General features: G+C 70.6%; 14 protein-coding genes. 8 read left to right on the top strand and 6 right to left on the bottom strand.

Annotated features, from left to right (window positions below; genetic code table 11):
• Positions 1-3: 3 nt before the first annotated feature.
• Positions 4-1,797, bottom strand: a complete 1,794-nt coding sequence (locus ACFVXA_RS02195; protein WP_362029919.1) for a peptide ABC transporter substrate-binding protein — start codon at positions 1,795-1,797, stop codon at positions 4-6.
• A gap of 176 nt (positions 1,798-1,973) precedes the next feature.
• Here ACFVXA_RS02195 and ACFVXA_RS02190 point away from each other — a divergent pair, with 176 nt between their 5' ends.
• From ACFVXA_RS02190 to ACFVXA_RS02180, 3 genes are all read left to right on the top strand, one after another.
• Complete coding sequence (locus ACFVXA_RS02190; protein WP_390023489.1) at positions 1,974-3,245, top strand: ROK family protein; 1,272 nt, start codon at positions 1,974-1,976, stop codon at positions 3,243-3,245.
• Between the two features lie 402 nt (positions 3,246-3,647).
• Positions 3,648-5,171, top strand: coding sequence for a M81 family metallopeptidase (locus tag ACFVXA_RS02185; protein WP_390023487.1), 1,524 nt, complete (start codon positions 3,648-3,650; stop codon positions 5,169-5,171).
• Positions 5,172-5,567: 396 nt separating this feature from the next.
• A complete protein-coding gene (locus tag ACFVXA_RS02180) occupies positions 5,568-5,774 on the top strand; it encodes a hypothetical protein (protein WP_362029910.1) in 207 nt (68 codons plus the stop codon).
• A gap of 95 nt (positions 5,775-5,869) precedes the next feature.
• On the opposite strand, the gene ACFVXA_RS02175 is transcribed toward ACFVXA_RS02180, so the two are convergent.
• Positions 5,870-6,520, bottom strand: coding sequence for a DUF4360 domain-containing protein (locus tag ACFVXA_RS02175; RefSeq protein WP_384403822.1), 651 nt, complete (start codon positions 6,518-6,520; stop codon positions 5,870-5,872).
• 434 nt (positions 6,521-6,954) lie between these two features.
• Here ACFVXA_RS02175 and ACFVXA_RS02170 point away from each other — a divergent pair, with 434 nt between their 5' ends.
• Both ACFVXA_RS02170 and ACFVXA_RS02165 read left to right on the top strand, forming a co-directional pair.
• A complete protein-coding gene (locus tag ACFVXA_RS02170; RefSeq protein WP_384403819.1) occupies positions 6,955-7,773 on the top strand; it encodes an SAM-dependent methyltransferase in 819 nt (272 codons plus the stop codon).
• A 115-nt stretch (positions 7,774-7,888) separates the two neighbouring features.
• Positions 7,889-8,431 (top strand): hypothetical protein, encoded by a 543-nt coding sequence (locus ACFVXA_RS02165; RefSeq protein ID WP_384403816.1) that lies wholly within the window; start codon positions 7,889-7,891, stop codon positions 8,429-8,431.
• 10 nt (positions 8,432-8,441) lie between these two features.
• On the opposite strand, the gene ACFVXA_RS02160 is transcribed toward ACFVXA_RS02165, so the two are convergent.
• The 3 genes from ACFVXA_RS02160 to ACFVXA_RS02150 form a co-directional block, all read right to left on the bottom strand.
• Complete coding sequence (locus ACFVXA_RS02160; RefSeq protein WP_384403813.1) at positions 8,442-8,960, bottom strand: hypothetical protein; 519 nt, start codon at positions 8,958-8,960, stop codon at positions 8,442-8,444.
• Between the two features lie 202 nt (positions 8,961-9,162).
• A complete protein-coding gene (locus ACFVXA_RS02155; RefSeq protein ID WP_362029896.1) occupies positions 9,163-9,666 on the bottom strand; it encodes a DUF6624 domain-containing protein in 504 nt (167 codons plus the stop codon).
• A 107-nt stretch (positions 9,667-9,773) separates the two neighbouring features.
• On the bottom strand, positions 9,774-10,253 hold the full coding sequence (locus ACFVXA_RS02150; protein ID WP_362030078.1) for an ATP-binding protein: 480 nt from the start codon (positions 10,251-10,253) through the stop codon (positions 9,774-9,776).
• A 411-nt stretch (positions 10,254-10,664) separates the two neighbouring features.
• On the opposite strand from ACFVXA_RS02150, the gene ACFVXA_RS02145 reads away from it, so the two are divergent.
• A complete protein-coding gene (locus ACFVXA_RS02145; RefSeq protein WP_390023541.1) occupies positions 10,665-11,423 on the top strand; it encodes an SDR family NAD(P)-dependent oxidoreductase in 759 nt (252 codons plus the stop codon).
• 23 nt (positions 11,424-11,446) lie between these two features.
• Here the strand turns inward: ACFVXA_RS02145 and ACFVXA_RS02140 are convergent, their stop codons facing one another.
• The gene (locus ACFVXA_RS02140) at positions 11,447-12,859 is read right to left on the bottom strand and encodes a hypothetical protein (RefSeq protein WP_383745638.1); all 1,413 of its coding nucleotides are present in this window, start codon (positions 12,857-12,859) and stop codon (positions 11,447-11,449) included.
• A gap of 252 nt (positions 12,860-13,111) precedes the next feature.
• Here ACFVXA_RS02140 and ACFVXA_RS02135 point away from each other — a divergent pair, with 252 nt between their 5' ends.
• Together ACFVXA_RS02135 and ACFVXA_RS02130 are read left to right on the top strand one after the other, a co-directional pair.
• A complete protein-coding gene (locus tag ACFVXA_RS02135) occupies positions 13,112-13,978 on the top strand; it encodes a helix-turn-helix domain-containing protein (RefSeq protein ID WP_383909683.1) in 867 nt (288 codons plus the stop codon).
• A gap of 3 nt (positions 13,979-13,981) precedes the next feature.
• A complete protein-coding gene (locus ACFVXA_RS02130) occupies positions 13,982-14,218 on the top strand; it encodes a DUF397 domain-containing protein (protein ID WP_362029888.1) in 237 nt (78 codons plus the stop codon).
• The last annotated feature ends 38 nt before the right edge of the window (positions 14,219-14,256 follow it).

The raw sequence follows: 14,256 nt of genomic DNA, 5'->3' as shown, positions 1-14,256 counted from the left end.
GCGTCAGCTGGTCCACTTCCACTGCGCGGGGTGGAAGTTGGCGAGCGAGTCCTGGGAGAAGCCGCCGAGCCCGTTCCTCACCACCGAGATCTGGTAGTCGGGCTCGGGCAGCCAGATCACCGGCAGGTCCTTGGCGACGGCGGCACTGTAGTCCCGTACCGCCTGCGGCGAGTTCGACGTGGTGGACGCGCTGATGAGCCGGTCGACCTCCGGGTTGGAGTAACTGCCGAAGTTCGAGCCGCCCTTGCTCTGGAAGAGCGAGTCACCGGTCGGGAAGGCGCTGAAGTACCAGCTGCCCGCGGTGCCGAAGAAGGAGAGCTGCCACGCGCAGATGGACTGGCTCGCGGTGCACGGTGGGGTCTGGGACAGCACCGAGTTGACGGGCGCGGTCTTGATCGAGAACTTGATCCCGGTCTTCTCCAGCGAGGACTGGATCGCGCTCATCATGTTGTCGGTGACGCTCGAGCCGGACTGCGACAGCACCCGCAGCTGGAATTTCGTGCCCTTGGCGACCCCCGCACCGCACTGGCGGGAGCCGGTGCCGGGATCGGTGCACACCATCACGCCGCCCTGCTCGCTCCATCCATGGCCGGTGAGCAGCTTTCGCGCGGCCGTCGTCGAGAACGGGTACGGGTTGCTCTGCTGCGTCGGCGAGAGGAAGTCCGAGGACTGGGCCTGGGGGATCGGGCCGTAGCCGGGTACCGCGGTGCCGTTGAAGATGACCTTCGCGAGACCGGCCTGGTCGATCGACCTCTGGACCGCCTGGCGGGCGTAGAGCTGCTTGAACACCGCGCCCATGGAGGGGTTGTTGAAGTTGTACGGCATGTACGTGATCGCCCAGCCGGACCACGGTTTCACCGTGTACCCCTGCGCGGTGAACCGGTCCTTCTGGTCGAGGTCGGTGGCCTCGATGTAGCCGTAGTCGACGCTTCCGGAGCGCAGCGCGTTCTTCTCGGCGTCCGCCGTCGTGAACGGCAGCAGGTTCACGGTCGCGATGTTCGCCTTCTCACCGCCGTCGTACTTCTTGTTTGCGGCGAGCACGACCTTGCCGGAGGTGGAGAACGACTTGACGGCGTACGGGCCGCTGATGGTCTTCCACAGCGCGTCCTTCTCGTAGCCGGAGATGTTCTTCGCTGCGGTGTTGAGGTACGTCCAGACCTTCTTCGCGCCGTCAATCGTCCGGTCGGCGTCCGAGACCCCGGCCGACGCGCCCGTTCTGTCCCAGGCGTGCTGCGGCAGCGGTGTGATCTCGCTCAGCTCGTTGGCCAGCATCCACTGGGAGTTGTAGGCCTTGTCGAAGGTGATGGTGAAGTGGCGGTCGTCGATGGTCTTGAAGGAGGTCCAGTTGTCCGGTGCCTTGCCGGGCGTATAGCCCGCCCACTGCGCCTTGTCGGCCTTGATGAGGTTGAACCAGAACTCGACGTCACGCGAGGTGATCGGCTTGCCGTCACTCCAACTGCGGTCGCCCAGCGTGATCTTGACGCTCTTTCCGTCGGAGCCGAAGTCGGCGGCGGTGGCTATGGACGCCTTCTTGTTCCAGGCGACCTCGCCGGTGGAGCCGTCGTACGCGACGAGCCGTTCCCACAGGCTGGCCGCGATGGAGATGTTGTTCGTGTTCAGGTGCGCGGCGGTGCCGATCGGCAGGATCCAGTTCGGCGTGAAGTTCGCTGGCAGCGCGTAGTCGATGGAGTCGCGTGACGCGGACGACGTGCCGCTCGTGCCGGAGCAGCCCGCGAGCAGCAGGGTGCCCGCCGAGACGACGGCACCGGCGACGAGTGTCGGGCGAGCAGGGGACATGGCTCTCCTCGGGGTGAGCGATGGCGTGTGGCGGAGCCAGTCAACGGCCCGACTGTTCGAAGAAACAGACGGCTCTCTGTAAAAAGCCTGTTTCTGCTGTTCTGCAAAAAGTCGCAGGGCCGCCCTTTGGCCGTACGCTCCCCCTCTCGGACCCCACGTCGGAAGTTACTTCGTCCATGTCTGAAAAAAGTGCGGCGCACCGCAGAGGCGTCACGGGCGTCTCCTCGCTGGCCGAGCGCGTCCTCGAACTCCTCGCCTCCGGGCAGGCCACCACGCGCACCGAACTGGCCGAACTGCTCGGTGCCGCGCCGTCGACGATCTCGCTCACGGTCGGCCAGCTGGTGGCCCATGGGCTGGTCGCGGAGCAGGGCACCCGGTCCTCCGCCGGAGGGCGTCCGCGCAAGGTGCTGCGGCTCGGCGGCAGCGAGGGGTTCGCCGTCGCGGCCGAACTCGGCGGCAGACACGCCCACGTCGGCGTGGTGCTGCCCGGGGGCGGACTCACCGATGTGTCGACGGTCCCGTTCGCGACGGCCGAGGGGCCCGAGGACGCGCTTCCCGGACTCGCCGAGACGCTGGAGGCCCTCGCCGAACGGCACGGCCGGGAACTGCTCAAGGGGGTCGGCCTCTCCCTTCCGGGTCCGGTCGACGTGGCCCGCGGCGTGGTGACGCTGCCCTCGCGGATGCCGGGGTGGAACAGGTTTCCCGTGCAGGCCTGGCTGGAGGACCGGTTCGGCGTTCCGGCGGCGATCGAGAACGACGCCAACTGCATGGCCGTCGGCGAACACAGCGTCCGGCCCGCCGAGCGACGCCAGTCGATCATGGTGAAGATGGGGTCGGCCATCGGCGCGGGCGTGATCGCCGACGGTCGGCTGTACCGGGGCGGAACCGGCGCGGCGGGCGAGATCACCCACGTACGCGTGGAAGCGGGCCACGACATTCCCTGCTCCTGCGGCAACACGGGGTGTCTGGAGACCGTCGCCTCGGGCGCCGCGCTGGTGCGCATCCTGCGCGAGCGGGGCCTCGACGTCGCCTCCATCGAGGATGTCGTCCGCCTCGCGCACGACGCCGACCCGGAGGCGACGCGCGCGGTCCGCCAGGCCGGCCGCTACCTCGGCATGGTGCTCGCCGCGAACGTCAACTTCTTCAACCCCGACGCCGTCTACCTCGGGGGCATCCTCTCCACCCTCGAACCGTTCGTCGCCGCCGTGCGCAGCCAGTTGTACGAGGGCTGCCATCCGCTGGTGACCCAGCAGCTGGTGATCGAGCGGGCGAGCCTCGGCGCGGACGCGGGGCTCGTCGGCGCGGGCCAGTTCGCGCTCCAACGCGCGCTGGCGCACGCGCTCCAGGCCGTGACCGGCATCGGCATCAGCACCGGTGCCGGCACCGGCACCGGTGAGACGACCCTGGGGCCCGTGGCGCGACGCGGCGTCGCGCGGACGGAGGCCTGACATCGACCGTCGCTCGGCTCGGGCCGGTTCGACTCAGTTCGGCTCGGCCTGGCCCGCTCGGCTCGGTCCGGCCTGGCCCGCTCGGCCCGCTCGGCTCGGCCCGCTCGGCTCGGCTCGGCCCGCGGAGGCATCCCGCGGGACAGGGGGAGGAGGAGGAACAGCCCACCCCACAGCCCGCCCGCCGCCCACCCGCAGGTCGTACGGGCAGCGGTGCCACAACGGGCCGCCCAACCGGCCCACAGGAAGTTCCGGCCGTCCCACAGGACGTCCGCCCCACCGTGCAAGAAGCCCGCGCCACCGCGCAGGACGCCCGCGTGCAGCCCCTCGCCAGGAAGCAGAGCAAGAACGACCAGCCACGCCACGCCCCCGCCAGCAAGTGCAGCCATGCCGCAAGGAGGAGCCATGCCGCAATCGCGTACTCCCGTCGCCCGCCCCGTCATCGCCATCGCCGGGCTCGGCATCGAGTCGTCGACGTTCTCGCCGGCGCGGACCGAGGCCCCCGCCTTCCATCCGCTGCGCGGCGCGGGCGTGCTGACGCGCTATCCCTTCCTCACGCCCGGGACACCCCTGCTCGCCGCCGCCGACTGGCGAGGCGCGCTCGTCGGCAAGGCGCTGCCCGGCGGCACGGTGACGGCCGCCGCGTTCGCCGAGCTGTCCGGCGAACTCATCCAGCGGCTCGCGGCGATGCCACGTCTCGACGGCATCTGGTACGACATCCACGGCGCCATGACGGTGGAGGGCGTCGACGACGCCGAGGCCGTCCTGCTCGCCCGGATCCGTGCGACCGTCGGTCCGGACGTGATCGTGTCCACCTCCATGGACCTGCACGGCAACGTCTCGCGCGAACTCGCGCACATGAGCGACCTGATCACCTGTTACCGGATGGCCCCGCACGAGGACCACATGGAGACGAAGGAACGGGCCGCCCGCCATCTCGTGGACCTGCTCACCACCGGTGCGCCCCGGCCGGTCAAGGCCTGGGTCCCGGTGCCCGTACTGCTGGCGGGAGAACAGACCTCGACCCGCATCGAACCCGCCAGGAGCGTATACGCGGCGATCGGCGACGTGGAGGCGACGGACGGGGTCACCGACGCGGCGATCTGGGTCGGGTACGCCTGGGCCGACGAACCGCGCAACCGCGCCGCCGTCGTCGTCACCGGCCCCTCGGAGGCCGCCGTGAGCGCGGGCGCCGAACGGCTGGCCCGGGGCTTCTGGGAGGCGCGGCGCTCGTTCGCGTTCGTCGCGCCGACCGGATCGCTGGACGAGTGCCTCGACGACGCCCTGGCCTGCGACGACCGGCCGTACTTCATCAGCGACACCGGCGACAATCCGACGGCCGGTGGTGCCGGCGACGTCACCTGGGGGCTCGAACAGGTCCTGAATCGGCCCGAGTTCAAGGACGCGTCCGGCCCTACCGTCATCTACGCCTCGGTGCCCGGCCCGGAGGCCGTGGACGCGGCGGAGCGGGCGGGTATCGGCGCGACCGTCACGGTCACGGCCGGTGCCGAGGTGGACAACCGGCATGCCGGGCCGCTCACCATGACGGGCATCGTGCACGCGGTCCGGCACGGTGACCGGGACGCCGAGACCGAGGTGGTGCTGCGGGTGGGCAGTGTGTACGTGATCATCACCAGGCTTCGCAAGCCGTACCACCACGAGCACGACTTCACCGGCCTGGCGCTCGATCCGCGCGGCGCCGACATCGTCCTCGTCAAGATCGGCTATCTGGAACCGGAACTCTTCGACATGTCCGCCGGCTGGAAACTCGCGCTCACTCCGGGCGGCGTCGACCAGGACCTCGTCCGGCTGGGGCACCGACGTATTCGCCGCCCGATGTTCCCGTTCGACCCGGACATGGCCGAACCGGACCTCACGGCCCGGATCATCCCGCCCTCGAACACACCGCTCACCGGGGACGACGAGTGACCGATCGGGTCCTCCCCGAGCTCCTCGGTGCTCCCGGCCGTCCGCCGGGCGGGGACACTCCTGTCCGATGTCCGGCGGAGCGGGGCAACGTTGCCGGACGGGGCTCCGGGGCTGTCGGCCCCACGCGGCGGCCATCAGGCGCACACGCAGGGCAAGCCCTGCTCAGCCGCAGGGGCGCGAGGGTCCTCCCCCAGCACATCCGCGGGCCGCGACCGACATCGCCTTACGCCCGAACGGGGCCCGTCCCTCCGAGGGGCGCCCCCGACCCGCGTCCGCGCAGGGGCACAGCTGCCCCCGGACACCGGCGCGACCCGCGTCCGCCCCACGTGACGCGTCGCGCGGGGCGTGCGGAATGCCCGTAGCGTGAGAACAGGTCAGGTGGAAGAGGGAGAGATCATGTCAACCAGCCAGCCCGATTCGCCCGCGCCGTCCGACGACAAGGCGACCCCCGACTCCCTGCTGCACACCGGCTCCGACGGCCCCGTGACCGCCGAGGACCTGGTACTCGCCGCGGGTCGCGACATCACTCCGAAGAGCCTCGCCTGGGCCGAGCGCAAGCTGAAGGAGGAGGGGCCCGCGGCCATGGACAAGCTGCTGCCCTAGCTCTACGGCCCTTGACCGGCTCTGATGCGGCGGAGCCGGTCAAGGGCCTGCGGGAGGCGGTACTGGATGTGGCGCGGCAGGTCAGGAACGGTGGTTCAGGAAGCGGGGCACTCCTTCCAGGCCAGGTGGTAGATCGTGCTGATGTCGCCGTCCGTGGAGTCCATGGTCATGAAGCTGCTGCTGCCCGGAGCGGATGTGCCCGCGCTGACGCGGAGCTCCGTGTTGATGTTGAAGTTCCGCTGAACACCGCAGGGCGCCCACACCAGTTGTGCCCAGTCGGTGGTGTCCGTGGCTTGCCAGTTGTCGTCGTACGGACCCTTGAAGGGGTGGGTGATGGCGGCCGTGTTCGGGGAGCCCTGGAAGTAGTACGAGGCCTTCTCCGAGCTGCTCGCGCCCTGCTGGAGTGCGGCGAAGCCGCGGTAGTCCGCGCTGGCGATGGCGTACGTGAAGCCCTGCGGGACGTGGACGATCAGATTGAGCTGGCAGTTCTTGCGGAACGCGGTGGGGTCGGCGTTGCCTCCGACCTGGGCGAGGTACTCGCTGTAGGTCACCGTGAAGGCGGTGTTGTCCGGGGAGACCGCGACGGCGGCGGTCCCCTGGGGACAGCCGGAACCGTTCACCGTGGCGACCTTGATGACGATCTTGTCCGGGGGCGGGTCGACGATCCCGGAGGACGGGTCGTGCGTCGGCAGCGCCGAGGCGAGCAGGGCGGCGATGGCGCCACCCAGAAGCGGCCAAGCAGCCATGGTGCTCCAATCCGTTGCGTGGTGTTCCGGCGGCAGCACGGGACGTGTGCCGCCGTGAAATGGGGGGTGCGGTTCCCCGCGAGGGCGAGGGACCGTCGCTGACCAGTGCGTGGGATCAAGCGTGGCTCGTTGAATCATGCACATGACAAAAGCGCATGCGCACTCCACTCCCGGTTGTGAAGGAGCCGTGAAGACCGGGAGTGACCGGATCGTACGTACGGACGCCGGGGGCGGCCAGGGTCATCTCCGGCCATTCGATGGGATCGGGTGTCCGGTGCCGGATCGGGTGTCCGGTGCCGGATCGGGGGCTGGGTCAGGGTGGCCAAAACTCGTGCGTCGGCGCGGAGTTGAGGCGGCGGAGCCGGGCATCGGCCGCACCGGTTCGTCTAGGTTGATGTTCGGCCGTCGAACATCGCTGCGCAGGAGGCGCTCTCGTGTCAGATCCCGACCCCCAGTTCGCTGCCGCCGCCGAGACGCGTGCCCGGATCGACACCACCAAGCCCCACTCCGCGCGCTTTTGGAACTACTTCGTCGGCGGCAAGGACAACTACGAGGTCGACCGCGAGATCGGCGACCACATCAAGGAGATCTTTCCCGGCCTGGTGGATGTGGCGCGTACCAGCCGGCACTTCCTGGGCCGCGCGGTCCGCTATCTGGCGGTGGACCAGGGCATCCGCCAGTTCCTGGACGTCGGTACCGGTCTGCCGACCGCCGACAACACCCACGAGGTGGCGCAGCGACTGGTACCGGACGCGCGGATCGTCTACGTCGACAACGACCCGATGGTGCTCGCGCACGCCCGTGCCCTGCTGACCAGCACGCCCGAGGGCGAGACGGCGTACCTGGACGCCGACCTGTACGACCCGGACGCCATCCTGAAGGCCGCCGCGGGCACGCTCGACCTCGAGCGGCCGGTCGCCCTGATGATCCTCAACACGCTCGGCCACGTCGCCGACTACGCGCAGGCGCGAGCGCTGGTGTCCCGGCTCATGGACGGTCTCCCGTCGGGCAGTCACCTGGTCATCAGCGACAGCACCTCCACCAGCGAGGGCATGATCGCGGCATCGGAGGCGTACAACTCCAGCGGGGCCGTGCCGTACTACGTGCGCAGCGTCGAGGAGATAGCCGGCTTCTTCGACGGTCTCGAACTGGCCGAGCCGGGCATCGCCCAGGTCACGCGGTGGCGCCCGGACGGTCCGTCGAGCTCCGACGGCGCCGTCGACGCGTACGGCGGCGTCGGCCGCAAGGCGTAGTGATCCGGCCATACGGGGGCGAGGGCGGGGGCCTGTGGCAGGGCGGCGGCCGGGTGACCGCGCGAATCACCCGCCGCCTCATCGCGCCCACCCCGCCCCTGCGAGACTGAGCCGCATGGATCCTCGACACCTGAGACTCGGTCGCCGGCGCATATGGATGAGCAGCGCGGCCTGTTTCCTGGTGCTCGGGCCGATCGGCTGGTTCCTGGGTGGCTGGATTCCCGTCGTGTTCCTGGCGATCGCCCTCGCCGCGGCCACCTGGGTCTCGCACTGGCGGGCTCCCGGATGGCTCGCGCCCGCCATCGAGAAGGGGCAGCGGGAGAGCCGTCGGGACGTGGCGACCTTCTGCGTGGTCATCGCCGTCAGCGGCTACGCCCAGCCCCTGACTCTGCCTTCCCACGCCTCCCGGGACATGGCGGCCCTGCGCCTGGAGGCGTATCGCGCCGCCGCCGACGACGATCTGTCGGAGGAGCTCCGCCACCTGGCGGCCGACGCGCTGGCCGCCGCCGACCACGCGTACGCGGAGGACACCCCGGCGGGCTGGCGGGCGGCCCGCGCGAGCGCTGAGCGACTGGCGCACGCCGCCCAGGAAGGCAACCCGTACGTCCGCCAGCTCCTCATCCAGTGGGTGGAACAGAACCCCGCCGAGGGGCGCTAGCGGGCGGCCTTCACGATTCCGCTTCCCTGCGCAGGAAGTTGCTCACCTGGCAGGCGAGGCTGTCCCTGGCCGTGTCGGCACGTGTGGCCGCGTCGACGGACGCCTCGTACGGGTCGATGCCGCCCGCCCAGAGGTAGCGCTCGGTCCACTCGTCGTCGACCTTCAGCTGGATCTGGATGTCCAGGCGGTGCAGGAACGCGTCGGGGCCCGCGGCGTGGAGGACGGCCGTGGCCCGGCGCAGCGGATAGACGTCGTAGCCCTCGATGAACTGTGAGTTCCGCCAGTCGAGGAACGCGCTCTCGCCGTCGGCGCCGATGCGAATATCGATCTGCCCGTCTTCGAGATGGACCCCGAAATGCTCGGTCGTACGGTTTTCCACGGTCACCCGAAATCGGAAGTAGGTGAGCCCGTCGGCGGCGTCGTCGCGTCCCTGCGGGGGCTCCGCCCTTTCCACACCGTGAACGCGGACACGCAGGCCGGCATGCTCCTCGTACTCCTGCCAGTCCCCGACCACGTTCGGCTCGCGCACAGTCCACCTCTCCACCTCAGAGAGATGTTTCCTATCTGTGCCGTCAACGAAGTGTCAAATGAGCGGAACATCTCGGGCCGGTGATTTCCCTTTTCTTGATCGGCGATCAAGCCGTGCCCAGCCGGAATCTTTCCGGTGCGGCCCCGACGGCATTTCGCCGCGTGCTGCACATCACGTTCCACCCGTCACCGTCCCGGGTGACTCATCCCCCCTCGCGCAGCGTCCGCATCTGCTCGTCGAGCGGCCCCAGGCCGACGTCCCGGCGGCGTTCGTCGAGGGTCTGCGGACTGCGGACGGGGTACGGGCGGAGGGTCAGGGGGTTGACGCGGGTGCCGTAGAACTGCGGTCGGCCCTCTTCGACGGCGCAGTGGTCGGCGATATACGCGTGGTGCACGGCGGGACAGCGCCCGTCCGCCGCGGCCTGGGCGATCAGATCGCGGCACCTGAGCTGGAGGTCGAGGTCCGGGGCATGCAGCAGGATCATCAGGGCTGCCGTCGAGGCGGGCGCCCCGACCAGGTCCGCGGTCGGCCAGCCGTACCGGCGCACGATCGTCCGCAGCGCGTCGGCATTGGTGTCCCGGTACTCGGTGAGGGCGCGCCGGTACTCCGAGGTGGGGTCCACCCGCGCCTGCCGCATCAGGTGCCGCTCCTGGTCCGCGCGTCGGACCAGTTCCCGGGCGAGCGCCGCCGCCAGCTCCGGGACCATCCGTGGCACGTCCTCGTGCCCCGACGACCTGCGGCCGGGCCCCGGCCGCGCACTCTCAGGCCCCGGCCCGACGTCGCCGTCGACCGCGAGGTGCCCGGGAACACCCTTCACGGCATCCCCCGAAGCGTCAGCGTGAACCACACCTTCTTCCCCGGGGTGCCCGGGTCGGGCGGTGCGGTGCCCCAGTCGTCGGTCAGCGCGGCGACGATGGCCAGTCCACGCCCCGACTCCTCGGCATCGTCCGCCGTACGCAGACACGGCAGGGTCGGCGAGCGGTCCGCGACCGCCACCCGCAGCTCGTGCTCGGTGCACTCGGCGATGACGGTGATCATGTCGCCGCGGTCCGGGCTGCCGTGCTCCACCGCGTTGACGAAGAGCTCGTCCACCGCCAGGACAGCGTTGTCAAGGTGCTCGCTCGGCAGCCGCGTCTGGGCGAGGTGCTCGGCGAGCATGCTTCGTACCCCCGCCGCGCGGGAGGGATGGGCGGGGACGGTGATCCGCAGGAGGCGGCCTTCGCTCGCGGGCCGCACCGGCATCGCGGGCGCCACCCGGATCGCGGGTGTCACCGAGGTCGCCGCGGGTGTCACCGACGTCAAGGGGGGCACAGGGACGGTGGCGGCCTCAGGGGACCCGGACCGCCCGGGCGACGGCGCCCGGTCGTCCGCGCGGGCGTCGGGCCCCGGTGCCAGGGGTTCGCGGGCCGGCGCGGGCGCATCGTGTGCCAGTGAGGGCGACGGCCCGCGGCGATGTGCCCTGGATGCCGTCATGGATCCTCCTTCTGATGCAGCACGGGTGGGGGCGGTCTCGGTGGCTGCCCGTGCAGCCAACACGCCGGACAAGGGCCCGGACCAGGGGGTATCGGGGTTGTCCGGTTGCAGGCACGTAGTGGTGTGGGATGTATGTTCGATCGCGTGAGGAACGTGAGCGGGGGCCAGGCCGCGGTGCGGCGGAGCGATGGCGCCGCGGCGCAGCGAAGCGGTGGCACCGGATGGCCGGGGATGCGCGGCAAGCGCGTACTGGTCACCGGTGGGACGCGCGGACTGGGCGAGCAGATCGTGCGGCTGCTGGCCGCCGAGGGCGCGCGGGTGGCGACCTGTGCGCGCACCGCGCGGGATCTGGCGGACCTGGCCGCGTCGATGGGCCCCGCCGTGTTCACCCGGTCGCTCGACGTCACCCGGCGGGGCGAGCTGGAAGGGTTCGTCACCGCTTCGGCGAAACGTTTCGGCGGTCTCGATGGAGTAGTGGCCTGTGCGGGCGGGTCTCGCGGGGGCGGGTTCGAGCAGGCCGACGCCGAGGACTGGGCGGCGACCTGGGAGGTGAACGTCGGCCACGCGGCACGGCTGGTGCGGGCCGCGGTCCCGCATCTGCGGGCGGCGGGCGGCGGCTCGGCCGTGGTGATCTCGTCGATCTCCGGCTGGAAGCCCGGTCCGCACGTCCAGTACGGGGTCGCCAAGTCCGCGCAGATCCATCTGGCCGCGTCGCTCGCCCGCGAGCTCGGCCCCGACGGCATCCGGGTGAACGCCGTCTCCCCCGGGTCCATGCTCATCCCCGGCAGGCGCTGGGAGCGTATGCGCAGGGAGGAGCCCGAGGCGTTCGCCCGGTTCGCGGCGACGGAGCTGCCGGGCGGGGAACCGGTCGCGCCGCAGGAGGTCGCCCGGGTGGTGGCGTTCCTGCTGTCGGACTGGTCGAGCGGCATCTCGGGCGCGCATCTGCCGGTCGATCGCGCCCAGAACGCCCCCTCCCCCGACGGGTACTAAGGCACCCGGCGCACGCCCTCCGGTCATGCCACTGCCCCCAGTACGGCACGGGACGTGCGCTCGAACTCCTGCACCACGGGCTCATGGCGGCGCGGCTCGAGACGTCTGCGGAAGTCGCGCAGGGCCTGGATCGACCGCTCGCTGTGCACGGTGCTGAGGGTGTCGAGCGCCTGGGTCGCGGTGCCGACGGCCTCGTCGAGGCGGTTCTGCTGGAGGTGCGCGGTCGCCAGGACCGAGCGGCTGATGGCCTGGCGCCTGCGCCGGTCGGCGTTGGCGCGGAGCGACTCACTCGCCGTCCGCTCCGCCTGCGCGGCCTGCCCCAGGTCCCGGAAGCACAGGGCGGATTCGGCCTGCAGATAGTGGTGGTCGAGATAGCGCACCCACACCGACTCCTGCGCGGCTCCCTTGCTCGCGTCCAGCTGTTGCTCGGCCAGGCGCAGCGCCTCGGACGCCTCCTGCGAGCGGCCCTGCGCGGCCTGGCCGCGCGCCGACATGGCGTACAGCCGCATCATCCCGAGCGGGCTGCCCGCCCCCTGCGCGGTGACGATCCCGGCGCGGGCCAGGGCCACCCCTTCGTCGGGGCGGCCGAGGTTGGTGGCCAGATGGGAGAGTCCGGCCAGGATCTGGCCGCCCAGCACCCGGTCGCGCCCCTCGGCGCACAGTCTCAGTGCCTGGGTCATGTACCGCTGGGCCAGGCCGTACTCCCCCGCGTCGTACGAGCTCCAGCCGGCCATCGCGGCGAGGCGCGCGGCGGCGGCGTACAACTGGCGGCGCAGTCGGGGCGGTGTGCCGCGGCGCTGGAGCATCGGGACGACCTCGGTGGACAGGTAGTGCACGATGCTGGTGCGCACTCCGCCGCCGCCGTAGTGGTTGTCCATCTGGTCGAACATGGCGATCATCGCGTGCACCTGCTCGACCGGGCCGCCGCTCGCCATCAGGGCCGGCTCGACGGCGTCCTGGTGTTCCAACAGCCAGAGCAGCCACTCACGCTGAGGGTGCGTCAGGGCGGCGGCGACGAAGGGGACCGAGCCGAGGAGGCTGCGGCGGGAGATGTCGGTGGACCCCAGCTCGGCCAGGGTGTGAAGGGTTTCTGCCACGTCTTCGCCATAGACGAGCGCCCTGCTCACGACCGGACGCTGCTGATCGGAAGGGAAGCCGAGGTCCGCGGGCGACACGGCGCGGCCGAGCCGCTCGGACAGCACGGCGGCGATCAACTCCGGTGTGCTGCCCCTCGGTTGCTGGCCCTGGAGCCAGCGGGTGACCGACGCCTTGTCGTAGTGGGAGTCCGTGCCCTGGCGACGGCCCAGCTCGTTGACCCGCAGGGCGAGTGAGGCGTAGGAGCAGCCGGCTTCCTTGAGGGCGTCGGCCAGCACCTTGTTCGCCCCGGTGGGGGCCTTGCCGGCGTTCCTTGCTTGTCCGTCGGTCACGGTGGCCATCCCGGTCTCGCCTCACGGTCACGTGCGACTGCGCCCGTACGCACCTGGCGAGACATCAATTCCCGTACGGCCGAGCACAGTTAGACGCCGTCGCCACGAAGGGTGCGACACGTCACTCGATCACTATGGTCGCCGACACACTCACCTTGCAACCGGCGTTCTGATAATTTCAGAACGATTCGCATCGCCCTGTCTCTGTCATCCACCGCGTGGCACACTGCACGCTGTGACAGCCGTTCCGGGAGGTAGGACGTGAGCGAGAACCGCTCTGGCGGCAGCGCACCCACCGTCCTGCGGATGGTTCTCGGAAAGCGGCTGAGGCAGCTGCGGGAACGGGCGGGCGTGTCCTTCGAGGACGCGGCCCGGGCCATCGAGGTCACTCCATTGACGGTCCGCCGGATAGAGAAGGCCGAGGTCGGACTCCGTATCCCGTACGTGCGGGAGTTGCTGCACACCTACGGGGTTCCGGCGGCGGAGATCGACGACTTCCTCGCCCTGGCCAGGGAGGCCAACCAGCCCGGCTGGTGGTACACGTACCGCGACGTCCTGCCGGAGTGGTTCAGCGCCTATGTGAGCCTGGAGAGCGAAGCCAGCGTCATCCGCCTCTACGAACCCCACTACGTTCCCGGCCTGTTGCAGACGCACGACTACGCCACCGAGCTGATGCGCGTCGGCTTCCCCAACGAACCGAAGGAGGACATCTCCCGCCGTGTCGCCCTGCGGATGAAGCGCCAGGACCTGCTCGCCAAGCCGGACGCGCCCGCCATCTGGGCCGTCCTGGACGAGACCGTGCTGCGCCGGCCGGTGGGCGGGGCCGAGGTGATGCGGGCCCAGATCGACCGGCTGCACGAGGCCCTGGACATGCCGAAGGTCCGGATCCAGATCATGCGATTCCACGTGGGCGCCCACCCGGGCGCCTTCGGACCCTTCCACCACTTCCGCTTCGGCTTCTCCGAACTCCCCGACGTCGTCTACACGGAGAGCCTCGTCGGCGCGGTCTACGTCGACCGGCCCGACGACGTCGTCAGCTATCTCGAAGTACTGGACCGGATGTCCGTGCAGGCGGAGCCGGTCGCTCGGACCAGGGCCATCCTGGGTGAACTGCGTAAGGAGTTGTGATCCATGGGATCCGTCTACAGCGGCATGCGCGCCGTCGAACTGGGCACCGAGGGCTGGGAGAAGCCCTGGAGCGGCACGAACGGCGGAAGCTGTGTCGAGGCCAAGCGGCTGCCCGACGGCAGCGTCGCCTTCCGCCAGTCCAGGGACCCCGAGGGGCCCGCGCTCATCTACTCGCGGGACGAGATGATCGCGTTCCTCCAGGGCGCCAAGTCCGGGCAGGCCGACTTCCTGGTCGTCTGAGCACCGTCGCCGTACCGCCCGCACAACCGCGCCACTAC

It is taken from the genome of Streptomyces sp. NPDC058246 (assembly GCF_042881985.1).
In the GTDB taxonomy this organism is placed as follows: Bacteria; Actinomycetota; Actinomycetes; order Streptomycetales; family Streptomycetaceae; genus Streptomyces.
This window is presented reverse-complemented; position numbering and strand designations above follow the sequence as displayed.